Annotated in this window: 20 protein-coding genes; 12 read left to right on the forward strand and 8 right to left on the reverse strand. The window is 70.6% G+C overall.

The window, feature by feature from the left end; translation table 11 throughout:
• Positions 1 to 67: 67 nt before the first annotated feature.
• Positions 68 to 1,603: a family 43 glycosylhydrolase gene (locus I0C86_RS09270; protein ID WP_407676286.1), complete on the reverse strand. Its 1,536-nt coding sequence runs from the start codon at positions 1,601 to 1,603 to the stop codon at positions 68 to 70.
• Between the two features lie 846 nt (positions 1,604 to 2,449).
• On the opposite strand from I0C86_RS09270, the gene I0C86_RS09275 reads away from it, so the two are divergent.
• Positions 2,450 to 3,880: a family 43 glycosylhydrolase gene (locus tag I0C86_RS09275; protein WP_196200807.1), complete on the forward strand. Its 1,431-nt coding sequence runs from the start codon at positions 2,450 to 2,452 to the stop codon at positions 3,878 to 3,880.
• A 104-nt stretch (positions 3,881 to 3,984) separates the two neighbouring features.
• Positions 3,985 to 5,379, forward strand: a complete 1,395-nt coding sequence (locus I0C86_RS09280) for an FAD-dependent oxidoreductase (RefSeq protein ID WP_196200808.1) — start codon at positions 3,985 to 3,987, stop codon at positions 5,377 to 5,379.
• A 12-nt stretch (positions 5,380 to 5,391) separates the two neighbouring features.
• Here the strand turns inward: I0C86_RS09280 and I0C86_RS09285 are convergent, their stop codons facing one another.
• The gene (locus tag I0C86_RS09285; protein WP_196200809.1) at positions 5,392 to 5,982 is read right to left on the reverse strand and encodes a TetR/AcrR family transcriptional regulator C-terminal domain-containing protein; all 591 of its coding nucleotides are present in this window, start codon (positions 5,980 to 5,982) and stop codon (positions 5,392 to 5,394) included.
• A 166-nt stretch (positions 5,983 to 6,148) separates the two neighbouring features.
• Here I0C86_RS09285 and I0C86_RS09290 point away from each other — a divergent pair, with 166 nt between their 5' ends.
• Complete coding sequence (locus tag I0C86_RS09290) at positions 6,149 to 7,381, forward strand: beta-ketoacyl-[acyl-carrier-protein] synthase family protein (RefSeq protein WP_196200810.1); 1,233 nt, start codon at positions 6,149 to 6,151, stop codon at positions 7,379 to 7,381.
• 303 nt (positions 7,382 to 7,684) lie between these two features.
• Here I0C86_RS09290 and I0C86_RS09295 read toward each other — a convergent pair whose 3' ends face one another.
• Entirely contained in the window at positions 7,685 to 8,728 is a 1,044-nt protein-coding gene (locus tag I0C86_RS09295) for a saccharopine dehydrogenase family protein (protein WP_196200811.1), read from the reverse strand.
• Between the two features lie 103 nt (positions 8,729 to 8,831).
• Here I0C86_RS09295 and I0C86_RS09300 point away from each other — a divergent pair, with 103 nt between their 5' ends.
• The 4 genes from I0C86_RS09300 to I0C86_RS09315 all read left to right on the forward strand — a co-directional run bounded on the left by I0C86_RS09300 (position 8,832) and on the right by I0C86_RS09315 (position 15,239).
• Positions 8,832 to 9,779 (forward strand): helix-turn-helix domain-containing protein, encoded by a 948-nt coding sequence (locus tag I0C86_RS09300; RefSeq protein WP_196200812.1) that lies wholly within the window; start codon positions 8,832 to 8,834, stop codon positions 9,777 to 9,779.
• A gap of 752 nt (positions 9,780 to 10,531) precedes the next feature.
• Complete coding sequence (locus I0C86_RS09305; RefSeq protein ID WP_196200813.1) at positions 10,532 to 11,062, forward strand: pyridoxamine 5'-phosphate oxidase family protein; 531 nt, start codon at positions 10,532 to 10,534, stop codon at positions 11,060 to 11,062.
• A gap of 1,127 nt (positions 11,063 to 12,189) precedes the next feature.
• Positions 12,190 to 12,603, forward strand: a complete 414-nt coding sequence (locus I0C86_RS09310) for a hypothetical protein (RefSeq protein ID WP_196200814.1) — start codon at positions 12,190 to 12,192, stop codon at positions 12,601 to 12,603.
• Positions 12,604 to 12,689: 86 nt separating this feature from the next.
• A complete protein-coding gene (locus tag I0C86_RS09315) occupies positions 12,690 to 15,239 on the forward strand; it encodes a polysaccharide lyase family 8 super-sandwich domain-containing protein (RefSeq protein ID WP_196200815.1) in 2,550 nt (849 codons plus the stop codon).
• A gap of 45 nt (positions 15,240 to 15,284) precedes the next feature.
• On the opposite strand, the gene I0C86_RS09320 is transcribed toward I0C86_RS09315, so the two are convergent.
• The 3 genes from I0C86_RS09320 to I0C86_RS09330 all read right to left on the reverse strand — a co-directional run bounded on the left by I0C86_RS09320 (position 15,285) and on the right by I0C86_RS09330 (position 18,855).
• Positions 15,285 to 16,310 (reverse strand): SEC-C domain-containing protein, encoded by a 1,026-nt coding sequence (locus tag I0C86_RS09320; protein ID WP_196200816.1) that lies wholly within the window; start codon positions 16,308 to 16,310, stop codon positions 15,285 to 15,287.
• A gap of 328 nt (positions 16,311 to 16,638) precedes the next feature.
• Positions 16,639 to 17,775, reverse strand: coding sequence for an SGNH/GDSL hydrolase family protein (locus I0C86_RS09325; RefSeq protein ID WP_323373549.1), 1,137 nt, complete (start codon positions 17,773 to 17,775; stop codon positions 16,639 to 16,641).
• Between the two features lie 138 nt (positions 17,776 to 17,913).
• The gene (locus I0C86_RS09330) at positions 17,914 to 18,855 is read right to left on the reverse strand and encodes a GlxA family transcriptional regulator (RefSeq protein ID WP_196200818.1); all 942 of its coding nucleotides are present in this window, start codon (positions 18,853 to 18,855) and stop codon (positions 17,914 to 17,916) included.
• Between the two features lie 194 nt (positions 18,856 to 19,049).
• Between I0C86_RS09330 and I0C86_RS09335 the strand changes: the two genes are divergently transcribed.
• The 3 genes from I0C86_RS09335 to I0C86_RS09345 all read left to right on the forward strand — a co-directional run bounded on the left by I0C86_RS09335 (position 19,050) and on the right by I0C86_RS09345 (position 21,411).
• Positions 19,050 to 19,706, forward strand: coding sequence for a DJ-1/PfpI family protein (locus I0C86_RS09335; RefSeq protein WP_196200819.1), 657 nt, complete (start codon positions 19,050 to 19,052; stop codon positions 19,704 to 19,706).
• A 67-nt stretch (positions 19,707 to 19,773) separates the two neighbouring features.
• On the forward strand, positions 19,774 to 20,091 hold the full coding sequence (locus I0C86_RS09340) for a hypothetical protein (RefSeq protein WP_230393854.1): 318 nt from the start codon (positions 19,774 to 19,776) through the stop codon (positions 20,089 to 20,091).
• Between the two features lie 201 nt (positions 20,092 to 20,292).
• Entirely contained in the window at positions 20,293 to 21,411 is a 1,119-nt protein-coding gene (locus I0C86_RS09345) for a nucleoside hydrolase (protein WP_196200821.1), read from the forward strand.
• Positions 21,412 to 21,469: 58 nt separating this feature from the next.
• Here I0C86_RS09345 and I0C86_RS09350 read toward each other — a convergent pair whose 3' ends face one another.
• Complete coding sequence (locus I0C86_RS09350) at positions 21,470 to 22,654, reverse strand: phosphotransferase (protein ID WP_323373550.1); 1,185 nt, start codon at positions 22,652 to 22,654, stop codon at positions 21,470 to 21,472.
• 64 nt (positions 22,655 to 22,718) lie between these two features.
• Complete coding sequence (locus tag I0C86_RS09355) at positions 22,719 to 24,011, reverse strand: aldehyde dehydrogenase family protein (protein ID WP_323373551.1); 1,293 nt, start codon at positions 24,009 to 24,011, stop codon at positions 22,719 to 22,721.
• Positions 24,012 to 24,385: 374 nt separating this feature from the next.
• Here I0C86_RS09355 and I0C86_RS09360 point away from each other — a divergent pair, with 374 nt between their 5' ends.
• Both I0C86_RS09360 and I0C86_RS09365 read left to right on the forward strand, forming a co-directional pair.
• Entirely contained in the window at positions 24,386 to 25,210 is an 825-nt protein-coding gene (locus tag I0C86_RS09360; RefSeq protein WP_196200822.1) for a hypothetical protein, read from the forward strand.
• 104 nt (positions 25,211 to 25,314) lie between these two features.
• Positions 25,315 to 25,881 (forward strand): RNA polymerase sigma factor, encoded by a 567-nt coding sequence (locus I0C86_RS09365; protein ID WP_196200823.1) that lies wholly within the window; start codon positions 25,315 to 25,317, stop codon positions 25,879 to 25,881.
• Positions 25,882 to 25,958 lie beyond the last annotated feature (77 nt).

Genomic DNA, 25,958 nt, shown 5'->3' on the forward strand with positions numbered 1-25,958 from the left:
GATGTTAGGAAGGGCCCCTTCTTATCGGTTTTTGTAGAAGAAGGGGCCCTTCCTAACAGGTTTCCAGTCAGTAGACGAACGGCCAGCCGGCCGAGTCGTAGCCGATCCGGTTGATGCCGAGCAGCGATGCCCCGTTGTTCGCGTAGTAGTGGTAGACGAGGGCGTCCCCGTCAGCGTCCGGCAGCACCGTCTGGTGGCCGGGACCGTGGATGTCGCCGTGCGAGGCGAGGACCTGGGTACCGCCGCCGGAGGTCAGCGCGGCGCCGTTCCGGTCGACGAACGGACCGGTCACGCTGGTGGAACGGCCGACCATCACCCGGTACGTGCTGGACGCGCCCTGGCAGCATCGGTCGAACGAGACGTACAGGTAGTAGTAGTTGCCGCGCTTGAACACCGTCGGTGCCTCGATCGCGCCGCCGCCCCGGCCGGCGATGCTCCGGACGGTGCTGTCCGAGCGCTTTCCGGTGGCCGGGTCGAGGGCGACCATCTTGAGTCCGGACCAGAACGAGCCGAAGCTCAGCCACCAGCGGCCCTGGTCGTCCACCACCAGGTTCGGGTCGATCGCGTTGAAGTTGTCCGAGGTCCGGGACTCGATCACCAGACCCTGGTCGGTCCACGAGCCGGAGGCCCCGGTCGAACTGGTGGCCAGGAAGATGGCCGAGCGGTTCGAGCCGAACGTCGAGGCCGAGTAGTACAGGTGGTACCGGTTGTTGTGGAACGAGATGTCCGGCGCCCAGAGGTTGCGGCTGCCGCCGGTGTACGTGGTGGTCCACGGCGCGCCGCCCGGGAAGACCGCTCCGGCGTTCCGGAACGCCACCCGGTCGGTCGAGGTCTTCAGCGCGATGTTGTCGCCGGTGTGCGCGAGCAGGTAACCGCCGGTCGGTCGTCGGATGATGGTGGGATCGTGTACGCCGATGTCGCCGGTCACCCGCTGCGGGTCCGGATAGGCGGCCGGCGGCACGCCGGAAGTCGTACTCGGGGTCGGGTTGGCTGTCGGGCCCGGGGATGTGGTCGGATCCCCGCCGCCGACGGAGCCGACCCGGACCAGTTGCCACTGCTGGTTGGCGCCCCCCTGGTCGGCGTACTGGCTGATCCGGCCGCCGTCGGCGGTGGACCACTCCCAGACGTCCAGGGCCTTGTTGCTCTGCCGGTTGATCAGCCGGATGTGGCCGCCGTCCGAATCGGCGAGTCGGAACTGCTGGTCGGTGCTGCCCTGGTCGGTCCACTGGATGATCTCGGCGCCGTCGGCGTTGGAGGAGTTCCGGATGTCCACGACCTTGCCGCTGTGTCGGGACCGGAGCCGGTAGTAGCCGCCGCCGGAGTCGACGAACTGCCACTGCTGCCAGGCGCCGTCGTTGCGGGCCCACTGGACGATCGTGCCACCGTCGACGGTGGACCGCTCGTACACGTCGAATGCCTTGCCGCTGTGCCGGGACACGAGGACGTACCAGGCGTTGGTGTCGACGGTCGCGGCGGAGGCCGATCGCGTCGGTGCGGCGATCGCGCCGGCGACGAGCATCGCGGTGATCGCCAGTACGGCGGCGGGGCGGATGAGCCGGCGCCGGCTCATCCCGGTTGGTCGTGGGGAGGCTGCGGAGTTCATGGCCTTCCTTCCCTTCCGTTCGGTCCGCCTCGGAGTGCGAGGACGGCGCCGGGTCGCGGAGCCCGCGACGGCGGTCGTGCCGCCTGGCCCGGCTCGGCGCGGCCCGGCGTGCTTCCGGCCCGGCGTGCTTCCGGCCCGGCGTGCTTCCGGCCCGGCGTGCTTCCGGCCCGGCGTGCTTCCGGCCCGGCGTGCTTCCGGCCCGGCGTGCATCCGGCCCGGCGTGCATCCGGCCCGGCGTGGTTCGGCGTGCTTCCGGCCTGGCGTGCTTCCGGCCTGGCGCGGCCCGGCGTGCTTCCGGCCCGGCGTGCTTCCGGCCCGGCGTGCTGTCGGCCTGGCGTGTTTCCGGCCACCCGAGATCGCGGATCCCTCTGCCCTGCGCGCGGTGGGTGTGTGCGCCCTGGTCGCCGACGGCGGGGACGGTGCCGGCGAGGGCTGCCGCAGGGCCGAGCGCCGGGCGTTCAGCCGGCGACGCAAGGTGACGCTCCGCCCGGACGTATCGATGATGTTCACGCTGACAACCGCCGATGTCAAGCTGGAATCCGCTTTCCTGGCCACCCGGACAGGCCTTGACTCCTATCGATGTGAGCGGTAACACTATCCTCCGTGACGTCGAGGTGACCGAGGTGCGCCCGACGGCGTCGACGACAGGGAGCCGGCCATGGTGTCGACGCGGGGCAGGGCGCTTCCGGTGGTGCCGGGCGCCCCGCTGCTGGCCGGGACCGGCCCGGCCGTCCCGCCAGCCTGGAGGAGATGACCATGCGCCGTCCCGACCCGTTCACCGCCGCCGGAGCACGGGGATCAGGTGGACCGCGTGGATCACGTGGACCGCGCGACCGTACCCGGCGGATGGCCAGGTCGATGGTCGCCGCCGTGACCGCGGTGCTCGCGGTGCTGGCCGGGCTGCTGCCGGCCCTGCCGACGCAGGCCGCACCCGCGGTGAACTACACCAACCCGCTGGTCAATCAGCGAGCCGATCCGCACATCTTCCGGCACACCGACGGCTACTACTACCTGACCGCCACCGTGCCGCAGTACGACCGGATCGTGCTCCGCCGGGCCACCACCCTGCAGGGGCTGTCCAGCGCCGCCGAGACGACGATCTGGCGTCGGCACACCAGCGGCGAGATGGGCGCGCACATCTGGGCCCCGGAGATCCATTTCATTAACAACCGCTGGTACGTCTACTTCGCCGCCGGCCGCACCGACGACATCTGGCGGATCCGGATGTACGCGCTGGAGAACTCCAGCGCCGACCCGTTCACCGGATCGTGGACCGAACGCGGCCGGATCAGTACCCCGTGGGACACCTTCGCCCTGGACGCCTCGACCTTCGTCGCGAACGGTGTGCGCTATCTGACCTGGGCCCAGTCCGAACCCGGCATCTCGACCAACTCGAACCTCTACCTCGCCCGGATGGGCAGCAACCCGTGGACCATCACCGGCACGGTGACCCGGCTGACCGTGCCGACGTACGACTGGGAGACCCGGGGCTACCGGGTGGCGGAGGGGCCGTCGGTGATCCAGCGGAACGGGCGGATCTTCCTGACGTACTCGGCCAGCGCGACGGACGCGAACTACTGCCTCGGGCTGCTGACCGCCTCCGCGACGGCGAACCTGCTCGACCCCGCCGCCTGGGCGAAGAGTGCGACCCCGGTGTTCGTCACGAACGCCGCGACCGGCCAGTACGGTCCGGGGCACAACTCGTTCACCGTCTCCGAGGACGGCCAGAGCGACATCCTGGTCTACCACGACCGCAACTACCGGGACATCAGCGGTGATCCGCTGAACGACCCGAACCGGCGGACCCGGATCCAGAAGCTGTACTGGAACGCCGACGGCACCCCGAACTTCGGCATTCCGGTGCCGGACGGCGCGACCCCGGTGCGGCTGCGCTCGCACGACCTCACCACCAGTTACCTGCGGCACTACGACTACCGGGGGCGGCTGGAGGCCAATGTGGCCCCGTTGGCCGACTCGCAGTTCCGGATCGTTCCAGGGCTCGCCGGGTCCGGTTCGGTCTCCCTGGAGTCGACCAACTTCCCGGGCTACTACCTGCGTCATCGCAACTACGAGGTCTACGTGGAGCGCAACGACAACTCCGCGCAGTTCCGCGCCGACGCCAGTTTCCTCCGCCGGGCCGGGTTGGCCAGCGCCGCCGGGATCTCCCTGGAAGCGCAGAACGCCGCCGGCCGGTACGTCCGGCACCGTGCTGGGCTGATCTACATCGAGGCGGTGAGCGGCACCGACCAGGCGTCGGCCACCTTCCACCTAGAATGAGCGGTACGGCGTCCCTGGATGAGCGGTGCGACGTTGAGTAAGGAAGTCGACACAGGGTGTGTTGGAGGCGTCCGGCAGCCGACCAGGACGGTAAGGATGGAGGCATGCCTCCGTCTGCCCTACGTCACGCCGTCGTCATCGGTGGCAGCCTCGCCGGTCTGTGCATCGCGCGTACCCTGCTCGACCACGTCGAGCGGGTGACAGTGGTCGAGCGGGACCGGTTTCCGGACGCCCCTCGGGTGCGGGCCGGCGTCCCCCAGGCGCACCACCTGCATATCCTGATCACCTCGGGTCAGCGGGCCCTCGAACGACTCTTTCCCGGTCTGATGTCGGAATTACGGGGATCCGGCGCGGTGTCGGTGGCGGCACCGACGGACGTCCTGTACCTGAGTGCCACCGGATGGCGGGAGCGGTTTCCGGCGACCCACGAACTGGTCGGCGCCAGCCGGGAGCTGATCGACTGGACAATCCGGCGGCGGTTGCTGGCCGACCAGCGGATCCGGTTCCTGACCGCACACGAGGCGGTCGGACTGCTGCCGGGAAACAACGGAAGTTCGATCGCGGGCGTCGCACTGCGTCCGCGCGGCGGTGCCGACCGGGTCGAGCGGCTCGACGCCGATGTGGTGGTCGATGCCAGTGGGCGCGGTTCCCGTACCCCCGACTGGTTGGCTGCGCTGGGCTACGGCCGCCCCGAGGAGAGCCGGATCGATGCGGGACTGGGCTACGCCAGCCGCCGGTACATCCTGCCCGGCGGGGTTGCCGATGGTTGGCGGCACATCCTGTTGATGCCGAACCCGCCGCGGACCTCCCGGGGTGGTGTGCTGTATCCCATCGAGAGCAACCGGTGGATGGTCACTCTGGGCGGGCTCGGCGACGAGGTTCCGCCGACCGACGAGGCCGGGTTCCTGGAGTTCGCCCGCGAACTGCGTAGTCCGGTTCTCTACGAGGCGATCCGGGACGCCGAGCCGGATTCACCGATCCACGGCTTCCGGTGGACCGCCAACAGTCGCCGGCACTACGAGACAATGGCCCGCTGGCCGGACGGCTTCCTCGTGGTCGGGGACGCCGCCTGTGCCTTCAATCCGGTCTACGGCCAGGGCATGAGCGTTGCCGCGCAGACGGCGGCGCTGCTCACCGACCACCTCCGGACCCGTCCGGGCAGGTTCGGCCGAGCCGCGCAGGCCGTGGTCGCGGAGACGGGCGCGGCGGCCTGGACGATCGCCACCGGCGCGGACCTGCGGTACGCGGACGACGGGGTCCAGCCGTCGCGGCGGGTCCGGTTCTCGCACTGGTACCTGGCCCGGACCGCCGACGTGGCGAACCGGGACCCGTACGTGAGCAGGACGTTGACCGACGTGCTGTACCTGGTCCGGCCCCCGGCGGCGCTGATGTACCCGAGGATGGCGCTGCGGGTGTTGCGGGGGCCGACCCGTCCTGCACTGGCGACGCCTCCGGTCCGGGTACCGGACCCGTCGCCCGGTCCGGGCGCTCCGCGCTGACGGCGCCGGACCTCAGACGTCGGTCCTGGCCCGGACGGTGAGCACTCCGGCGAGGTCGATGTCGTCGGAGTGACCGCCGAACCCCGACTCCGAGATCAGTCGCGCCCCGAGGACGGTGCTCCAGAAGGTCCGGGCCTCGACGTCGGCGGGACGGTCGATGACCCAGTCCCGGCGGTCGAGGATCGCGGTCAGGTACTGCCTGGCCTTGCGGAACAGCAGGGCGAGGTTCTGCTCCGCGACCGGCCGCAACTCCGGCCGGCGTCGTGTTATCGACATCGCCTGTACGGCGATCGGCACCGCCGGTAGGGCCAGTGCGGTACGGGCCAGCGCGGACCGGAAGGACTCCGGGGTGTGGCGGCGCCGGCCGACCGGCTCCAGCCGCTCGGCCTCCCGGAGCAGCAGCATGAACGCCGCATGCACGAACAGGGCGTCCTTGGACCCGAAGTAGTAGGTGATCTGGTTCGGATGTGCCCCGGCGGAGGTGGCGATCTCGGCCACGCTGACGGCGTCGAAACCGCGTTCGGCGAAGAGCGCCGCGGCCTGTTCGAGGATCTGCGACCGGGTACGCCGACCACGGGCTCTGGGCGGTTGGCTGGTGGACACCTCATAGTTGTATGCGATACAACTAACTGAGGACAAGCCGGCACACCGACCAGAAGGAGAAGCATGAGCGAGCGGAGCGAGGAGTGGGCATGAGCGAGCGCAGCGAGCGAATCGGCCGGCTCAGTTCCCGAGCTCATGACGTCGACGAGCGAAGCGAGGAGAGGGCATGAGCGCCCGGGACGTGGTCGTCACCGGACTCGGTGCCACCACACCGCTCGGCGGGGACGTCGAGTCCCTCTGGCAGGGCATGCTCGCCGGGCGCTCCGGAGTACGCCGGATCGACGACCTGATGGCGTCGTTCGTGCACGCCGACGACCTGCCGACGAAGATCGCCGCGCCCATGGCGGTCTCGCCGGACGGGGTGCTGTCGCGGGTCCAGGCTCGCCGGATGGACCGCTGTCAGCAGGCCGCGCTGGTGGCGGCACGGCAGGCCTGGGCCGACGCCGGCAGCCCGGAGGTCGACCCGATCCGCCTCGCCGTGGTGGTCGGCACCGGGATCGGCGGCGTCAACACCCTGCTCGGCCAGGACGACCTGCTCGAGGAGAAGGGCCCGCACCGGATCTCCCCGCTCACCGTCCCCATGCTGATGCCGAACGGGCCGGCCGCCTGGGTCAGCCTGGAGTACGGCGCTCGCGCCGGGGTCTACACCCCGGTCTCCGCCTGTGCCTCCGGGGCCGAGGCGTTGGCGCTGGCCGCCCGGCTGATCCGGGCCGGCGAGGCCGACGTCGTGATCGCCGGTGGCGCGGAGGCCGCGATCGCGCCGCTGACCATCGCCGGATTCGCCCAGGCGCGGACGCTGTCGAGGCGCAACGACGATCCCGAGCGGGCGTCGCGACCGTTCGACGTGGACCGGGACGGCTTCGTCCTCGGCGAGGGCGCCGGGATCATGATCCTGGAGCGGGCGGACTTCGCGGCCGGACGGGGTGCCCGGGTGCTGGGGCGGCTGGCGGGCTACGGCATCACCTCGGACGCGCACCACATCACCGGGCCGGACCCGACCGGCGCCGGACAGATCCGGGCGATCCGTGCCGCCGTCTCCGTCGCGGGGCTCGAACCACGCGACGTCGGGCACGTCAACTGCCACGCGACGTCCACGGTGGTCGGTGACCTCGGAGAGGCGGCCGCCATCGGGGAGGCCCTCGGCGACGACGTCGTACTCACCGCACCGAAGTCGAGCATCGGGCACCTGGTCGGCGCCGCCGGTGCGGTGGAAGGCATCATCACGCTGCTGTCGGTCACCGGCGGTGTCATCCCACCCACCATCAACCTCGACCGGAAGGCTGCCGAGGTCCGGTTGGACGTCGTCAGCGGCGCGCCCCGGAAGCAGCGCCTCGACGCGGCGATCTGCAACTCGTTCGGGTTCGGCGGGCAGAACGTCTCGCTGCTCTTCACCAACTAGCGCTGATCTCCGTACGGTCCGTGCCCGTGCCCACATTCCCGTTCCCGCCGGCAACTCGAGAGCGCGGGCAACGGCGGCGGTCCATACCTGCGACCGACCGCTTCGGGTGATCGGATCTCCGATGCGGCCGCCCTGGAAACTCTACGAGCTACCCAGGGTGACGGCTCCGGCCGACGTACGGGCGTCCGATCATGTCGATGAGCGGATGTACCCGACGCGCTTTGAGCCGGTGCGCGAAGCCGTCGAATCCGAGGGCTGGTCGAGCACGATCTGCTCCAGGGCTGGGTCGGCACGAGTCGCTGGTCAGCTGCGGGCGTCGGCCGGCGCGTGCAGCGTGAGGTGCGCGGACAGGGCGTTGAGGAAGTTGGGGGCGTCGAAGACCGCGCCGGCGGAGACGACGCCGGTTGCCCGGGTCCGGCCGGTGAGGAGGCGGTCGACGGCCTCCACCGCGAGCGGCGCGCTGATGGCGTAGATGTCCTGACCGGTGGCGGCCAGGCGGCGTTCCGTGTCGCCGGAGCGGACGAAGACGTCGATGACGAACGTCTGTGCGGAGCGGTTGCGCTCGTCGACGGCGGTCGGTGCCGTGGGGTCGGGGGAGAACAGGTCCGAGGCCGCCTTGGCGGTCATGTAGGTGCGGACCTCCGGCACGGCCAGGTGGCTGGGGACGGTGACGACGTCGGCCATGGTGAACTCACCGATGACGCTCTGCGGGCCGAGTGGGGCCGGGAAGGACCACTCCAGGGTCGGCAGCGCGTCGTCGTGGTACTCCAGCTGTCCGCCGGTGTAGCGGACCCGGCGGCCACCGCGCCGCTGCGACGAGACCGCGCCCGAGGCGAGCGTGCCGTCGGTCGGGTGCCAGCTGCTCAGGCCGTAGGCGACGTGCACCTCGTCTGCAGCCGTCCAGTCGCCCATCGCGGTAGTGACCAGCAGGTCGCCGAGGCCGCCGAAAAAGGCCATCGCCGGGACCACCACGGTGCCGGCGGCGCGGGCGCGTTCCGCGAAGTGCGCGAACGTGTCGACGTTCGCCTCGATCTCGGCCGCCACGTCGACGTACGGGATGCCGGCGCGCAGTGCCGCCTCGACCACCGGGCCGGCGGTGAAGGCGAACGGCCCGGCCGTGTTGATCACCGCGTCCACGCCGTCCAGTGCCCGGTCGAGCGAGGCCGGATCGTCGACCGACGCCTGCCGCGCCTCGAGGTTCGGGTGGTCCCGCACCAGCGCCCGCAGCTTGTCCTGGTCGCGACCGAGTAGCAGCGGGACGTATCCGCGCTCCTGCAGCTCGGCGACCACGAACCGCCCGGTGTGCCCGTACGCGCCGTAGACCGCGACGTTCCCAACCGTTGCCATGTCCTGCTCCTCCGTGCTTGAAGTGATCCGCTGCTAGAGATCTTGGCCGCGTCGGCGTGCCCCTGCCAGTGTCCGGAACGACATGACCCGTACAATTCCCGACATGGCTGCTGTCTCGCGCTCCGTCGCCCTCGCCGTCACCGACGGGATGCTGCAATTCGAGCTGGCCCTGGCCTACGAGGTCTTCGACTCAGCCCCGGACGCCGTGCGGGGCCCCTGGTACGACGTGAGCGTGTGCGGCACGCGGCCCGAGCGGGTCGGCAGGTTCCTGCTGGAGCCGGACTGCGGGCTCGACCGGCTGGCCCGCGCCGGCACCGTGATCGTCCCCGCCCTGGCGGACGTCAACGAGGACCCGCCGACCGACCTCGTCGAGGCGGTGCGCGCGGCCCACGAGGCGGGCGCGCGGGTCGTCTCCCTGTGCACGGGCGTGTTCGTGCTCGCCGCCGCGGGTCTGCTGGACGGGCTGCGGGCGACCACGCACTGGGCCCACACCGAGCAACTGGCCGCGCGCTACCCCCGGGTGACGGTCGACCCGGACGTGCTCTACGTCGACAACGGCAGCGTGCTCACCTCTGCGGGCAAGGCCGCGGCGATGGACCTGTGCCTGCATCTGGTCCGCCGCGACCACGGCTCGGCGATCGCCAACGTGGTCGCCCGCCGTCTGGTCGTGCCGCCCCACCGGGCCGGTGGTCAGGCCCAGTTCGTCACCACACCGGTGCCTGCCCAGGACGGCCATCCCCTGGCCGAGCTGCTCCCCTGGGTGATGCGGCGGCTGGACCAGCCGCTCACCGTGGAGGACCTGGCCCGTCAGGCGAACATGAGCTCGCGCCACCTGGCCCGGCACTTCCACTCGGTAACCGGTACCACCCCGCTGCAGTGGCTGCTGACGCAGCGGATCCGCCGTGCGCAGGAACTCCTGGAGACCACGGACGACACCGTCGACACCATCGCCTCGACCGCGGGCATGGGCACGGCGACGACACTGCGCCGCCACTTCCACCGCACGGTCGGGGTGCCTCCGGACGCCTACCGCCGCACCTTCCGGGCGTGAGGCTGCGGTTCTCGTCCTGACGGCGCCGTCAATAGCCGACGGGCCACCAGCCTTGCTGGCCGACTCCGGCTCGGCCGCACAGAGCAGCACTGCGACGTGCTTCACGCACGGCCGATCACCTGACCAGGTATCCGCTCATAGCCGCCGTCCTTGCGCGCCAGTCGGCCGGGAACTGTCACGCCACGTGGCGGGTTTCCGCACCGACTGACCTCTGGAACTGCCGACGCGGGCGAGGCTTCGCTGGTCGTGATGTCCCTTCTGAGGCGGCGGACGAGTCACGGTGGTGCATGTGCCGCAGCTTGCTGATCGGAGACGTCCGCTCATAGCCGCATTGTGGAGAGCTCGCCGGAACCCGCTTTCGCGGAGTCTGGCCGCTGAGCCGCCGGGCAAGGTGGTACCACGTCCCGGGCTCAGACTGGCCGTACAGCGAAGGCGATCTTTAGGTACGGCGCTACGGCCATCCACGAACGAGCGGAGGTCATCGACCAGGACGATCGTTCGGCGGGAATCCAGGCGATGATGATGCCTGCGCCGTCATGATCCGACATCCGGATTTGCCGCAGAGCGTGCGCGTCGCCAGCCGGGAGCCATTCACGTCGCGCCGGCTGCCGTGCGGCCCGCTGGCGTCCGCAAGCCAGTTGAAGAAATATGACGCAAGGTGTCAGGATTTGGGTGGAGCATAGGTTCATCGGTCGGCGCCGGTGATAGGCGCGGACCACGGCACAGATAGATACGGAGAGACAAGGACCTCCATGCGCGAAACCCCAGAAGATCTCGAAAAGCTCCAAGCCCTCCTTGACGCCTCCCTCGCCGGCTCCACCTCTCACCTCCGCTCGATCATCAACACCGCACGCACACTGAACGCGGAGCAGCTCACCCAGGTCCTCACCGGCATGTGCACCCTCGCTCTGTCGAGCGTGACGGCGAAGGGTGAGCCGCGGATCAGCGGTGTGGACGGGCACTTCCTGCGAGGCAAGTGGTACTTCGGCACGGCGCGCGACGCCGCCAAGGCGCGCCATCTCGCGGCGCGACCCGCCGTCAGCGCCGCACATATGCGCGGTGAGGACCTCGGCGTCTTCACGCACGGCAAGGTGGAGATCCTCAACCCCCAGAACGGCGACCACGCCACGGACTGGCCGGACGTGCTCGCGTACTTGAAGGACTTCTACGGCGACGACCTCTTCGACTGGGACAACGACGTGGTCTACTACCGGCTGCATCCGCACTGGATGACCGTCTATGCCCCAGACATCGCAAAGCTCACCGTGGCGTCCCAGCCCTGATCCACACACGGGCCAACCGATGCGAGTCCAAGACCCGCTTCGTCAGAGGTCCTGTTACCGCCGTGCCAAGGGCGAATCGTTCAAGCCGGGAGGCGGCCTGTTCGCTTCGGACAGGCCGATAGCATCCGCGATGTCCTGGACGAGCTTCAGCTCGTCGGGAACGTCCGCCGGTCACGGCTGGCGACCCGGCCAAGATCCCCAGCGGACGAGTCGATCAAGGTGGTCGAGCAGTTTCACCTCGCTTCGAAACAGCCGCTCACGCTCGGATGCTGGCATCTCGGCGAGCAGGTCCGGGACACGTTCGTCCTTCGGCACAAACACCATCGTCCCGGAGTACTCACGGCAGCTCGAGCACCACGCCAAGCCGACACAGCGCTCGTAGAGACTGTCAGAGGGTGCGTAGAAGCGGTACCTGTAGGAGTAGATCTCACCGGCACACGCATCGGCGCTCCCAGCACGAGCCCCATGAATCGTGCTGACCTTCGACCATGCCCACCTGGCAGCTCCGCGTCCCATGATCTTGATCTTTCCCGGGCTACCAAGCGAGCCGCCATCCGGATTTGCCGCCGTCCGTGCGCACAGGCAGACTACGAGCCGTCACGCTCGGTGTTCGGCATCGCCCCGGGCGCCTGGACCAAAGCCTGGCCGGGCCACGGTCCAACCCGCGATGAAACAAGCAGCAGCCGATGTCAGTGCGTCCGCCCGGCCACTAATTGCCTCGCCCGGATGGACGGGCACCGCGCGGGAACCTGCCGCCCAAATCCTCGCCTGCCATGCGTCGCACGCGCAACTGCCAGGGCGGCCGTCACCGTTCGGCTGGATACGAACCCCGCGATGAAAATCTCGAGGCCGTGCTCGATTTTGCTGCCTACACTCAGCCGGTGGTGAAGGGGCGCTTCGTCGACGATGGACGGTGGCTGGCCGGATTCTCCGGTGAGTTCGTCGTTCGATGCCCCCAGTGCGGCGCGGCGGCGAAGGTCTTGCGGGACTGGGACGGTGCCGGGCGGACGTGGAGGCCGGCGACAGTTGCCTGCGTGACCTGTGGGTTCTCCCGCCGACAACACAGGTCCGCCGGCTGTGAGTGTGGCCGTTGCCGACGTCACCTCTCCGATAGCTGGGCTGGGCCGGTGGTCATCAGCGTGCGGCAGAGGTGCAGCCACTGCGGCCGCCGGATGTACGTCGAGCGCCAGGCGAAAGCGGCGCCGCGGCACCGCTTCGTCACGCTGCACTGCGACGGCTGCGGTACGGCAACCAACGCGAGCTATGAGCTGCATCCGGTCATGGTGCCCGCAGCCCTGGTGGACAACTGCTTCGGTCTGCCACTGTGGCTGCAGACCCCGTGCGCCGGTCACACGTTGTGGGCCTTCAACCCGCGCCACCTCGCCTACCTCAAGGAGTTCCTGCGGGCCGGGCTTCGAGAACGGCACGCCACGGCGAACGCCTCAGTGGTGTCCCGGCTGCCCGGCTGGCTCAAGCAGGCCAAGCACCGAGCCGAGGCACTGCGCGCGGTCGAGCGTCTTGAACGCCTGCTCCTGCCCTGACATCGGAGGCACACCGATTTATTGACCTTGGGCAGTGCGGTTGGTTGAATGCGGCAAGCGCTCTCCGTCGATCTTGGAGCCCCGTCTTGCAGATCTCGCGCCGCGCCGTCCTGTCGACGATTCCCGCAACCGGCCTGCTGGCGGCGGTGCCGCCGGGGCGGGCCCGAGCCGCGACGCCGCCGTACGGGGTGCCCGCGGCGGCCGGCGCCGACCGGGCCGTACTGCTCGGCAACACCGTCGCGATCTTCGCTGGCACCGCCGAATCCAACGCCCGACCCGAGGTCGCCGCCAAACTCGCCGCCATCGACTCGGCCGCCCGGTCCCGACTCGACGCGCTCGACAACGCCGGACCGGGCGAACTCTTCAAGGGCGTGCCGCTGGGCACCAGCGACCCGAACCTGACGACGTCGTTCCAGTACCTCTACGAGATCGCCCTCGCCACCCGGGTCCCCGGCAGCGCCCTGCCCGACCCCGAAGCGGTGGCCCGACGGGTCATCGACGGTCTCGGCTGGCTCTACGACAACTACTACGGTGACCAGTCGAAGGGCTATTACGGCAACTGGCACAACTGGGAGATCGGCATCTCCAACCACGTCAGCAGGATCCTCGTCCTGCTGACGGCGCAGATCGCGGCGTACCGGCCGGACCTTCCGGCCACCTACGTCGCGGCGATGGACGCGTACCTGCGCAACGGGAAGGACGGCGACGTCGACCTCGACTCGCGGTTCCATACCGGTGCCAACCTCGCCGACATCGCGACGAACCGGATCCTCCAGGGTGCCGTCGTCGGCGACGACGCCCGGATCAGCAAGGCCCTCGCCGACCAGCTCACCGTCTTCGCCACCATCGACCCGTACGACCTGCGGCACGGCGTCACCGACGGCTACTACGCCGACGGTTCGTTCATCCAGCACGCCTCGGTCGCCTACACCGGCTCGTACGGCAAGAATCTGCTGACCCGGGTCGTACAGACCATCAAGATCCTTGACGGCACCGGTTACGTCCAGGGCGACGACCTTGTCGGCGTCGTCCAGGGCTGGGTGGTCGACGGGTTCGCCCCGCTCATCTTCGAGGGCTGGATGATGGAGATCGTCAAGGGTCGCGCGGTGTCCCGGACCACCACCGGGTACGCCGACGTCGCCAACGTGGTGGAGGCGGTCGTCGACCTCTCCGGTCACGCCACCGGCGCCGACGCCAAGGCGCTGGCCGGCTACGTCGCCTTCGTCCGGCAGACCTCCCGGGCCGCGCTCAACCCGACGGCCTTCGTCTCCCCGGTCAGCATCGCCCGCTACGCCGACATCCTCGCCGATTCGACGATCCCGGTCGCCGATCTCAATCCGGCCGAGCGCAACGTCGGGTTCAACGCGATGGACAGGACCGTGCACCGCCGCCCCGGCTACGCCTTCGCGCTGGCCCGCAGCTCCAACCGGATCAGCAAGTACGAGTACATGAGCGGCGAGAACCTGATGCCCTGGTTCTCCGGCGACGGCGCCCACCACCTCTATCTCGCCGGACAGGACCAGACCCAGGCGTACGGCGTCGACTACTACACGGCGGTCTCGCCGTACCGGCTGGCCGGCGTGACCGCACCGGTGGAGCACCGGCACACGATTCCCGAGCTCTACGGCACCGCCTGGTACGACAATCCGGAGCGCGGCTTCACCTCGTCGTCGGAGTCGCAGAACACGTACGTCTACTTCCCGCGCGGCACCAACCGGTACTCCGGCGGCGCCAGCCTCGGCCCGTACGGTGTCGCCGGGCTGGTCCAGTCCAGCGACGTCGGGTACGCCGCGAAGCGGGCCGGGGAGCTGCCCGACGACTTCGTCGCCTACCGCAACGCGGAGGCCACCAAGTCGTGGTTCATGCTCGACGACGAGATCGTGGTGCTGGCCGCTGGGGTGGGTGACACCGCCGGTCGCGCGGTGACGACGACCCTCGACAGCCGGATCGCCGAGGCGACGGACGCCGTCACGCTGACCGGGGAACTGCGGACCGGCGGGGCCTTCACCGGCACCGGTACGGCCCCGTTGGCCTGGCTGCGCTACGCCAACGCCGGTCAGGGCACCGCGGTCGGTTACGTATTCCTCGAAGGGCGGCCGCCGACAGTCCTCCTCGACGCGGTCACCCGGAGCCGCCGGGTCGTCCGCACCGCCAATCCCGACACGATGGTGCGCAAGCAGGTCTTCTCGGTCGTCGTCGAGCAGGCCGCCGGCACGCCGTCCGGTGCGCTGGCCTACGCCCTGGTGCCGAACGCCTCGGCAGAGCGGCTGCGGTCGTACCGGCGCGGGCCGGTGGCGGTCCTGGCCAACACCGCCCGGATCCAGGCGGTCCGGCACTCCGGGCTGGGTCTGGTCGTCGCCAACGTCTTCGCGTCCGGCCGGCACGAGGCCGACCGGCTCGCGATCGACGGCCCGGCGTCGGTGCTCGTCCGGCAGGCCCGCGACCACACCGTCTCGGTCGCGGTCGCCGATCCGACGATGGACCGCGACACGGTCTCGGTGACCCTGCGCGGCCGGCGGCACCGGGTGGTCACCGCGGACGACGGCGTCCGGGTCAGCCGGATCCCGGGCGGCACCCGGATCGAGGTCGCCACCCGACAGGCGTACGGCCGCAGCTTCCGGGTGACGCTCCGGTAGTCCCGGCCGGTCGAGCAGTCCCGGCCGGTGGACCCGACGAGCGGGTCAGCTCCGGGTACGCGGCAGGCAGCACTTCTTGTACTTGAGCCCCGAACCGCACCAGCATGCTCCGTTGCGCTCCGGGGGCCACGGCAGCGGCGTGGCGCGGTTCGCCAGGTCCTCCGCGTACCCGGTCCGGATCTGCGGTTCCGCCGGATCGCCGCCCTGTCGGGTGCCGTAGCCGGCCAGATCCTCGGTCGAGCCACGCAGCGGGCCCACGCCGAGGCGCCCGAGATTGGCCTGCCGGACCAGTTCCCGCTGGACCCGGGCCCGGTGCTCGTCCCAGTCCCGGCCGTACGCCTCGGTCAGGGTGGGCCAGCGCGACAGCAGGGTGTCGAAGTCGTCCCGTGGCCAGAACAGCCGGGCCTCGGCGCCGGGTTCGGCGTTGGCGGTCTGGGTGGCGTTGCTGAACAGCTCGTTCTCCAGCCGGTCCGCCAGGTTGTCGTTCTGGTCGTGCGGCAGGGAGAGTTCGCGCCGTACCCGGTGCCGCTGTTGCAGCAGGAAGAAGAGCAATCCGGAGGCTTCCAGCGCCGTCGGTTCGGCCGGTGCCTCCGGTGTGCTGGCCGTCCGGTCCCGCAGCGCGGTCTCCACCGCCGAGGTCAGCCACTGCTCGGCGAGGTCGGTCCGGCCGCCCGCGTCGAGTGCGGCGCTGAGGTAGGCGGCGGCGTCCGGGTGCTCGCCGAGCAGCGGGCGCAGGGCGGTGAGTTCGGCCAGCGCCTCGTCGGCCCGGCCGAGCCGGTACAGGATCCGCGCGTGCAGGGCCCGGGAGAAGCCCGCGTCGGTGTCGCCGCTGTCCCCGTATGCGCGCACGGCCTGGTCCGCGTACCGCAGCGCCGCGTCGAGTTTCGCCTTGACCTCGGCGATCTCGGCGGCCAGCGTCAGCGCCCGGCCGGCGTCCGCCGGATCCGCGAGCCGGCCCTGGTCGACCGCTTCGGCCAGCTCGGCGGCGATGCCGAGCGGATTGGCCGCGCCGAGCGCGGACTGCCGTAGGTCGGTGAGGTCTGCGCTGGTGAGAACGTCTTTCGTCGGCACTGTTTCACCGTACTGCGGGAGTTGCGCGCAACCGGGCGGGTCGGCTGTTGTGCCCGTCTCACCGCCGGTCGTCCGGGCATGCCGGCCGGATCACGCTGGTTGTTCCGGCGTTTCTGACCGGATCCGGCCGGCATGACCGTCTTGAGGGGGCTCACTCGGCGATGTGATCGATTCTGAAACGGTTCAGGGCCGCGAAGGGGGTGGAAGGTACATCAATTCACACGTCGTTATTCACACGTCGTTCCGGAGGAACTCACGGAGCACCGTCCAGTGGCGCGGGCGGTACTGACGCTGCGGAAGGGCACGCCTTCGTCATCCGCGCGGTCGACTACCAGCGCAGTGGAAGGGTGGTGATGAAGTCGCCCAGCCGGTCCGCGATGAGCCGATGGTCGGAAACAGACGGGTGCCAGTGGCAGCCGCCGTAGTCCAGGCCCGAATTCTCGTAGTACCAGTAGCGGATCCGGCTGTCACCCCGGTCGTTGCGCTCCTGGACGATCCGCTGGGCGAGTTCCGCGAAGGCGGTGGTGTTGGACATGTAGGTGGCGCTGACCACGATCACCGTCCGGGCGCCGTACCGCGCCCGGAGCTTGTCGAGAAAAGCCTGGTAGGCCGCGCTGTAGGCGGCGGTCAGGGTGTCGGGGGTCCACTGCTCGTCCGGATTGATCGCGGTCGAGAAGTCGTTGATGCCCAGGCCCACCACGACGAGTTGCGGCCGCCAGGAGCCGGGGTTCGTCCAGACGTCGCCCTCGACGTTCAGCAGAGCCCGGTCGTAGTACGTGCGGTAGTTGGTTCCGGGCTCGATACCGTTGTAGTTGCGGACCATTCCCCGGCCGGAGAAGGCGTTGACCTGGTAGTCGGCGTTCAGCCGCCGAGCGGCGAGCGCGCCGAAGGCAAGGTCGGTGTTGGTGGTCCGGTTGACCTCGTCGGAGGTGCAGTCCCGGGTGGTGGACAGATTTCCGTAGCCGGCGGTGTAGGAGTCGCCGATGAACTCGATCTGGCGGTGCCGCGCGGGCGGCCTGGAAAGGATCGTGCCGCCCGGGGCGGCGACGAAGCCGCCGAACGTACCCGTCGCCCAGGGGCTCTCGGTGCGCTTGACGAGTCGGACCCGGTGCACCCCGTTCGACAGACCGTTGACCCAGTGCGTGGTCCGACCCGGGGTCACCAGAGTGGCGACGGTCGTACCGTCGATCGCGACGTCGTAGTCGTTGTCGGCGTCGTCGAGGACGATCCCGACACCGGTGCCCCGGAAACGACCCTCGAAGTAGACGCCGGGCCAGCTGTACCGCACCGTGCCCTTGTCGACCTGGACCCGACCGGCGGTGTGCGCCTTGGCCAGGACCGCGGATGCCGGCTGCTGCGTCGTGGGCATCGGATGGGCCGGGGAGGCCCCGGCGGCGGCTCCGGGCAGTAGCGCGGCGGTCACCAGCGCGGTGGTCAGGGCGGCGGTGACACGTACTGGTCGCACGGTTCTTCCCTTCCGTTGCTGGCGAGGTCGACCGCGGGCATTCGACATCCGGTACCGAGATGAACCGACCCGAAGGATGTTACAGATATCGATGGATCGGGGCGACGTGTCGGGGCCGGCCAGAAGTTCTGCGCGGCGTCAGATGTGCCGGAAGGCGCTGCGGTACGCCCGAGGGGTGACGCCGCTGGCTCGCTTGAACTGGCTACGGAAGTTCGTCGGTGACGCAAAGCCGACCTGGTGGGCGATGCGGTCGATGCCGTGGTCGGTCGTTTCGAGGAGTTCCTGGGCCCGGCGGACCCGTACGGCGTTGAGCCACCGCACGGGTGTCTGGCCGGTCTGCTCGTGGAAGCGGCGGTTGAGGGTGCGGATGCTCATCGCCGCGCGGCCGGCCATGTCGTCGAGGGTGAGATCGCGGTGGGCGTTCTCCTCGATCCAGTCGAGGATCTGCCCGAGAGTCGTGGCGGCCCCACCGGGGAGGTTCCGCCGGACGAACTGCGCCTGCCCGCCGTTGCGGTGCAGCGGGGCCACGGTCAGCCGGGCGGCGTCGGCGGCGACCGCGGCCCCGTGGTCCCGGTGGACCAGGTGCAGGCACATGTCGACTCCGGCCGTGGCCCCGGCGGAGGTGACGATCTGACCGATGTCGACGTAGAGGACATCGGGATCGAGTACGACGGCGGGAAAGGCGGTCCGGAACCTGTCGGTCGCGGCCCAGTGGGTGGTGGCTCGCCTGCCGTCCAGGAGCCCCGTCGCGGCGAGGGTGAAGGCGCCGACGCAGATGGAGACCAAGCGGGTGCCGGCGGCCGAGGCGTCGCGAAGTGCGTCGAGAACGGCCTCGGGGATCGGGGCCGACGGGTCGTTACGGCCCGGAACCACGATCGTGTCGGCCCGGGTCAGGGCATCGAGGCCATGGTCGGCGGCCAGCCGAAGCGGTCCGGCGGTGACGACGGGCTCGGTCGCGCAGACCAGTACCCGGTAGCCGGGCCGGTCTCCCGGCAGTCGCACCCGGCCGAACACCTCTACCGGGGTGCTCAGGTCGAAGGCGATGGTGTCCGGCATGGCGAGGACGGCCACGGTGTGCACGGCAAAATCCTAGTGTCGGGCGGTATCGGCGGCACCGGGCGTCAGGTGCGGACGAACGACGGCCTGCCCGCCTCCCACCCCTGGCAAGATTCAGCCGAACCCTGGCAATCGTGCCACTGGAGTTGCCGGCGTCGGCGCGGCGAGCATGGACGGGGTGCGATTCCGCACCGGACCGTTCAGCTTGAGGAGCGTCGATGTACGCCCAGATCGTCCTGTTCGACGGCTTCGACCCGCTGGACGTCGTCGCGCCGTTCGAGGTGCTCGCGGCCGGCAGCGACGCGGTCGGCGGTGAGCTGATCGTGGGCCTCGTCTCCGCCGAGGGGCCTCGCGCGGTGGTGAGCGGCACCCGTGGTCTGGTGCTGAACGCGACCGCCCGCCTCGACCCGACCAGGCCCGGTTACGTCCTGGTTCCGGGGGTCAGCGGACCGACCGTCGGCGATCCCGACGAGGGGGTCGAGACGATCCCGGTGCTGCTCGCCCGTTTCGGCGCCACCGAGGCGGTTCCACTTCTCCGGCAGGCCCTGCTGAACCCGGACGTGACGGTGGCGACCGTGTGCGGTGGCTCCCTGGCCCTGGCCATGGCCGGACTTATCGACCAACGGTACGCCGTGACCCACGTCCAGGGTATGGACATGCTCGAGGCGACCGGGGTGTACGCCGTACCGGCCCGCGTCGTCGACGACGGCGACCTCGTCAGCGCCGGAGGAGTCACCTCCGGCCTGGACCTCGGGCTCCACATCCTCGAGCGCGAGTACGGGCCGAGGATCGCGCATGCCGTCGAAGCCGTCTTCGAGTACGAGCGGCGGGGCACCGTGTGGCGGAACAGCGGACGCCGACCGGTCGCGGTCTGAGCCGCCCGGTGACACACACCGACACCGACACCGACACCGCAGACAGCACGGCCGGAAGGACATGTCCGTGAACACCGTCGTCGGCACCTGGGATCTGAGACTGAAGACGCCGGTCGGCTCGCTCGCCGTCGTCTACACCTTCACCGAGACCGCCGGCGTCATCGCCGGAACCGCCGAAGGTAGCGGCGAGACGGTTCCGCTCACCGCCATCGCCTCGGCGGAGACCGCCGACGGGCTGCACGTCACCTGGCGACAGTCCGTGACCAGGCCGCTGCGCCTGCACCTGGACTTCGACGTCACCGTCGTCGGCGACACCCTGGCGGGGTGGTCCCGCGCCGGCAGGCTGCCGGCCAGCAGCGTCACCGGAACCCGAAGGAGCGGTTGACCGATACTGCGGGCGCCTACATCCCCGGCCACGGCACGCCGCCCGGTCGAGATCCTCCGGTGAACCGGGCCCGCGCCCGGCCGGGATCTCGGGGCCGCGCGGATCGCGCCACACCGGCACACTTGGACGAGGACCGACTTCGCTCGCCGGCCTCGCGGCCGTTATCGCCGTGGCGTCGACCGCACCAGGGGGGAATCGACGGTGAACGTGTCCCCGCGTCGTACCGCGACGGCGCTGCTTGCGGCCGCGCTCGTGGTCGCCGGCCAGTGGCTCGGCCCGCTGTCCGCGTCCGGCCAGCCGGCCGGCACGCCGGTTCCGGCCAACGGGCCAGTTCCGGGCAGCGGGCCAGTTCCGGTCAGCGGGCCGGTTCCGGTCATCTACGACAGCGACATGGACTTCGACGACGCGTCGACCCTCGCCCTGCTGTGCGAGGAACACAAGCTGGGGCGGATCGACCTGCGTGCGGTCACGGTGGCCAACAACGGGTTCGGCGAACCGCACCGCGCGTTGACGCATGCGCGCAGCGTACTGACCCAGTGCGGCCTGCCCCGGGTGCCGACAGCCGACGGTTCGACCGGCGCCGGGGTACACCCGGCACCGCCGGAGCTGGTCACCACGATCGAGACCGTCCTGACCGGTGCACTGGACGACGCCGACCAGCCGACGCCACCGTCGCGGTGGACCGCCGCGCAGCTCATCGCGTTGGCAGCCGGGACGGCACCGGGGAGGGTGGTCGTCCTCGCCACCGGACCGCTGACCAACGTCGCCGATGCCCTGGCCTCGGGTCGGGTGCGGGAGCGGATCGCCCGGATCCACGTGATGGGCGGTGCGCTCGCCGTCCCGGGCAACCTGTACGGCTCGGCCCTACCCGGATTCGACAACTCGCAAGAGTTCAACATGTGGATGGATCCGGCATCGGCGCAGCGGGTGCTGACGCGCGCCCGCCCGGGCAGCGTACGGCTGGTGCCGCTCGACGCCACCCGCTTCGTCCCGATCACACCGGACTTCGTGTCCCGGCTCGGAGCCGAGCAGAACGCGCCGGGTGCACGGATCGCGTACCGGATCGCCAGCCAGCCCGACCTGGCAGCCCTGATCGGCCTCGGAATCATGTACTGGTGGGACGCGCTCGCGGCGGTGTCGCTCGTACACGGCGGGATCGTCACCGGAAGCCGTACGGTGCCGGTCTCGATCGTCCAAACGGGAGAACAGTCCGGCCGTACGGTGACCACGCGGCCCGGTGTGCCGATTCGAGCCGCGATCGAGGCGGATCGCGCCGCGTTCGAGGAGATCTTCCTCGACTCGCTCAACGGGCGGCGTTGAGTCGTCGCCGGCGACGGTGCGCTCATGCGGCGTTGAGTCGTCGCCGGCGACGGTGCGCTCAGCTGGAGGTGGGCCGGAAGGCAGCACGGTCCAGTGCGGCACGGTCCAGCGCGGAACGGATCGCGGCAGCCGGATCGCCGAGATGGTAGACGCGTTCGCTGGGTTCGATGTTGTCGAGGAATTCCTGGTACCGCACGGCGTAGGCGAGCGGCGCGAGGGGCTCGGCGATCCGCAGCGCCTCGGCCGGACGTGACCGGGGCGCCGCGAGCTTCCAGGCCGTGATCCAGGCATCCGCCGCCGCACCGCCCCGGTCCGCCGGCAGGTACTCGATCGTCCGCAGCACGTCGAGCACCGGGTTGCCCAGGTGCGCGTCGGCGAGGTCGAGGATCACCGGCGGACCGTCGGCACGGCGCCAGTTGCCAGGGTGGAAGTCGCCGTGTACGACCGTGTCGGGCAGGCCGCAGTCGGCCAGCATCTCCCAGCGCGATCGCAACCTTCGGGTGGCCCGGCGTTCCTCGGGGCTCAGTTCGGCGCCGACCGGGCCGTCGAGCAGGTCGTCGACGGCGGCGGCCAGGACCTCCGGACGTCGGTCCGGGATGCCGGGTGGCGCCGTGTCCGTCCGAGCCTGCGCGGTGGCCAGGCGACGGACGGCGTTCGCCACGACCTCCGGGGACGCGTTCCAGCAGTCCGTACCCGGAATGTCGGCCAGCAGCAGGCGGCCGGGCGCGCTGGCCAGCACGGTCGGTACCAGGTCCGGGTCGACCTCGGCGAGCGCGGCGATCGCGAGCGGCTCGGCGGCGGCGAAGGGTGGGATGGCCTTGAGCCAGACCGGTCCGTCGGCGGTCGGCAACCGGAACAGCCCGGCCAGGTTCCAGGTCCTGCGCTGTTCGGGCCGTCCGGTGACGTCGACGTGCCGGGACGCCCACCGGAGGAGTTCCTCGATGCCCGACGCCCGCGCCCAGGGCAGCCGGAGCGGGTGGTCGTCCTCGGCGAAGTCGCAGGCGGTCCGATCTCCGGGTGGCCTGAGCGCCGCCACGTGGTACGTCACGTGGCCGTCGCGGGCGCCGTCGGAACCCTCGACGGTGAGCAGCCGCAGGACGACGACCGGCACAGCCAGCGCTTCCTCCAGATGCGCCACGACCGGTGCGACCTCGGCCCACCACGGGATGTCGACCGGGAACGGCCCGACCACACCGACGCAGACGCCGTCGTACGTCACCAGCGCGGTCACGGTTCGTCCCACCCCGCCAGTGTGCCGACCCGGCCTCGGAAATCCGACCGAATATCGGACCACCGCCCGCCGGTGGTCAGTTCGAGGCGACCGGCCGGTCCTCCGGCACCACCACGTACTGGCGGAGGAACAGGTCCTGGAAGGTGACCGGCCCGCGCGGTCCGGGCACGTGGTCCACGTTGATCCCGGTCTCGGGTACGCCGTGCAGCTTGAACCCGTCCAGCAGCCGCGTCGAGGCGTTCCAGAAGACGCCCGTGCCGATGGCGGAGGCGATGAACCGCCGTGCTGCGGCCTCGTCCTCGGTCACGACGGTGGCGGCCAGCCCGGAGGTCTCGGTGTTCGCGATCGTGACCGCCTCCGCGAGGTCGGCGACGACGGCTATCGTGACCGTCGCCTCCCGGCCGCTGTCCAGGGCCCACTCGTAGCCGACCGGATGGTCGTACGGCGCCAGCGACGCGCGTACGCCCAACTCGTCCAGCGCGCGCTGGAAGGCTGGTAGGGCCCCTTCGGCGATGCTTCCGTGCACGAGCACGAGGTTCACCCGGTTGCACACGCCCAGCCGGTCCAGGCCGGCGACCAGCAACTCGGTCGCCCGGGTCAGGTCGGCCGCGGCGTCGACGTACAGCACGCCTCCACCGTCCGCGTGCGCGAGCGTGCGTACGCCGTGCCGGGCGGCCTCGGCGCCGAGCGACCTGGTGGCGTCACCGCTGCCGCGCAGGATCACCAACGGGATCAGGTCCGGCTGACGTACCAGGGCGACGGCGCTGTGTCGGCTGGCGTCGGAGAGTAGTTGGACCGCGTCCGGATCGAGCCCGACGTCGGCGAGACCGGGGGCGATGACGTGCTGGTACAGGGCGCTGGCGGAGGTGAGCGCGGCCGAGCCGGTACGCAGGACGCCGGCGTTGCGCGACTTGACCAACTGGGACGCCACGTCGACCGTCACGTTCGGGCGGGCCTCGAAGTTGGCCCCGATGACGCCCACCGGGCGGCGACGCTCGGACAGCCGCAGTCCGCCGGGCAGCGACCGCAGGAACGTCTCGCTGGCCGGGAACGGCGCCTCGGCGAGCAGCCCGAGCTGGTCGGCCATGGCCTTCAGCCGGCCGGTGTCCAGCCGGAGCCGGTCCTGGAGCGCGGAACTCATCCCGCCGGCGCGGGCGGCCTCGACGTCCTGGGAGTTGGCGGTCAGGATCTGGGCCTCGGCGGCGACCAGACGGTCCGCCATCGCCTTCAGGGCCGAGTCGACCACGGTGTCCGGCGCGGCCATGAGCCCGACCGACGCGGCCCGGGCCCGACGACCGGCCTCGGCGACCAGCGCGGATACGCCGTCCGCACCCTCGCGGCCCTGGTCAGTTGCCTCGCTCGACACCACCGTCTGGTCTCCTTCGCATTTCCGTACCGCGTGCCACTCCGATCGCGTGCCACCGGCTCGCGTGCCGCCGGCACGGACCGAGTCTGACATCTTGTTCAACGAGGGAGCAATGATGCCGCTGCGCAGCCCTGCCGACGAGTCCGGAAGAGTCGCCAGTGTCGCATCTGGTGACGGCCGTCGGGGCCGACCGGGTCGGTGTCCCAGATTCTGGTGCCGGAGCCGGTTGATCCGTACCCCCGGGGGACCTATGACGGCGGGCGGTTGGTCCCGGGATCGGCTCACGGACCGGCGCCGTCCGGGTGTCCGGGCGAGCGGAACGGTGCCCGCCCGGGGGGTGGCGACCCCGCCGGGGCGTACGGATAAGGTTCCGTCCCATGTCGGAGAACGTGGTGCGGGTCGTGTTCGTCGACGCCGACACCGGGGCGCAGATCGGCCGGAGTGAACTGCCGGTCGCGCAGCTACCGGAGAGCTTCCAGACCCGAACCACGTTGGAACTGGCCGGCTCGGCGTGGTCGGTCGAGCGGGCCGAACCACCGACGGCGGCGGAGTTCGGCGCGACCGGAGCGCTGGCCCTGACGTTGCGCCGGGTCGAGTCGGTACCGCCAGCCGACGTCCTGTACTCCCTACCGACGATCTGTGCCGTCCTGCCCTCGGTGGCCGACATGCCCGGCAACGGCGACCGTGTCGAGTTGCACGAGGACGACTGGCGGCAGGTGGAGTTGGTCAGCGCCGACCTCACGGACCTCGTCCAGACCGAACTGCGCGGGGTACGCCAGAGCTACGAGCAGCACGCCCGCCGGGACGGCGACGGCCGGGTGTACGGGTTCCAGGGCATCCACGTGCGGACCCAGCCGGTCCGGCCGCTCTCGGCGTCGGTGTCCCGGCGCCGGCTGCTGGCCGCGCTGCCGCCGCTCGCCCGCGACCGTGGCGGGATCGGGTTCCGGGATCAGCGCGGAATCGTGCCCAGTTCGTTCGCGGTGTCCGTCGGTCGGATGCTGCTCTACGGTCTCGCCGACGGCGACGCGGTCGCGGTGCTCGCCCTGCACGTCGAATCCGGCCCGACGCCCGAACCGCAGCCGGGACTCGCCACCGGACTGGAGCGGGCCATGCGCTCGGCCAACCTCGTCCTGGTCGACTGGTGCCGCGCCACCCTGGTCCGACCGCACCTCCTGGGCGACTACCTCACCGCAACTGCTTAGAGCTGTTAGGAGGGGGCCCTTCTTCTACAGAAAGCGATAAGAAGGGGCCCTTCCTTACATCCGGGCGGCGTGGGTGGGTGGACGAGGTGCCTAGACTCGGTAGCGTGCCTTCCGGCCCGGACGACCCGAACGACCCGAACGACCTGGACGGGCTCGCCCGAGCCGCCGCCGACGGCGACCGGGAAGCCCTGGACCGCCTGCTCGTCGCGGTCCGCCCCGACGTGCTGCGGATGTCGGCGCGGTTCCTGCCGAACCGGGAGGACGCCGAGGAGGCCTGTCAGGACACCCTCCTGGCGGTATCCCGGGGGATCACCCGGTTCGACGGCCGTTCGGCGTTCCGCACCTGGCTGCATCGGATCGCCGCCAACCGGTCGCGGTCGACCTATCAGGCGTTGCGTCGCCGGTTCGAGGCCGAGGCAGGGGGCGGACCGATGCCGGACGTGCCCGACCAGCGGCGTACCAGCGTGGTCGCGGGGACCCGGCTGGACCTGCTCGACGCGCTGGAGGCGATCGGCCCCGAACTTGCCGAACCGGTGACGTTGCGCGACATCCTCGGCCTGCCGTACCGGGAGATAGCGCTCCTGCTGGAACTGCCCGAGGGCACCGTGAAGTCGCGGATCCATCAGGCGCGACGCCGGTTGCGCGACCGACTCACCGACAGCCTGGCCTGATCCCGTGCGACGCCGAGCGCTCGGCGTCGCACGGGATCAGGCCAGGCTGTCGGTGAGTCGGTCGCGCAACCGGCGTC

The sequence above is a fragment of the Plantactinospora alkalitolerans genome (assembly GCF_015690345.1).
Classification (GTDB): domain Bacteria; phylum Actinomycetota; class Actinomycetes; order Mycobacteriales; family Micromonosporaceae; genus Plantactinospora; species Plantactinospora alkalitolerans.

Excerpts from the sequence above, each read along its gene's own strand:
- I0C86_RS09270 (WP_407676286.1), bottom strand. The coding sequence starts at position 1,603 with ATGAACTCCGCAGCCTCCCCACGACCAACCGGGATGAGCCGGCGCCGG.
- I0C86_RS09275 (WP_196200807.1), top strand. The coding sequence starts at position 2,450 with ATGGCCAGGTCGATGGTCGCCGCCGTGACCGCGGTGCTCGCGGTGCTG.
- I0C86_RS09280 (WP_196200808.1), top strand. The coding sequence starts at position 3,985 with ATGCCTCCGTCTGCCCTACGTCACGCCGTCGTCATCGGTGGCAGCCTC.
- I0C86_RS09290 (WP_196200810.1), top strand. The coding sequence starts at position 6,149 with ATGAGCGCCCGGGACGTGGTCGTCACCGGACTCGGTGCCACCACACCG.
- I0C86_RS09295 (WP_196200811.1), bottom strand. The coding sequence starts at position 8,728 with ATGGCAACGGTTGGGAACGTCGCGGTCTACGGCGCGTACGGGCACACC.
- I0C86_RS09300 (WP_196200812.1), top strand. The coding sequence starts at position 8,832 with ATGGCTGCTGTCTCGCGCTCCGTCGCCCTCGCCGTCACCGACGGGATG.
- I0C86_RS09305 (WP_196200813.1), top strand. The coding sequence starts at position 10,532 with ATGCGCGAAACCCCAGAAGATCTCGAAAAGCTCCAAGCCCTCCTTGAC.
- I0C86_RS09335 (WP_196200819.1), top strand. The coding sequence starts at position 19,050 with ATGTACGCCCAGATCGTCCTGTTCGACGGCTTCGACCCGCTGGACGTC.
- I0C86_RS09360 (WP_196200822.1), top strand. The coding sequence starts at position 24,386 with ATGTCGGAGAACGTGGTGCGGGTCGTGTTCGTCGACGCCGACACCGGG.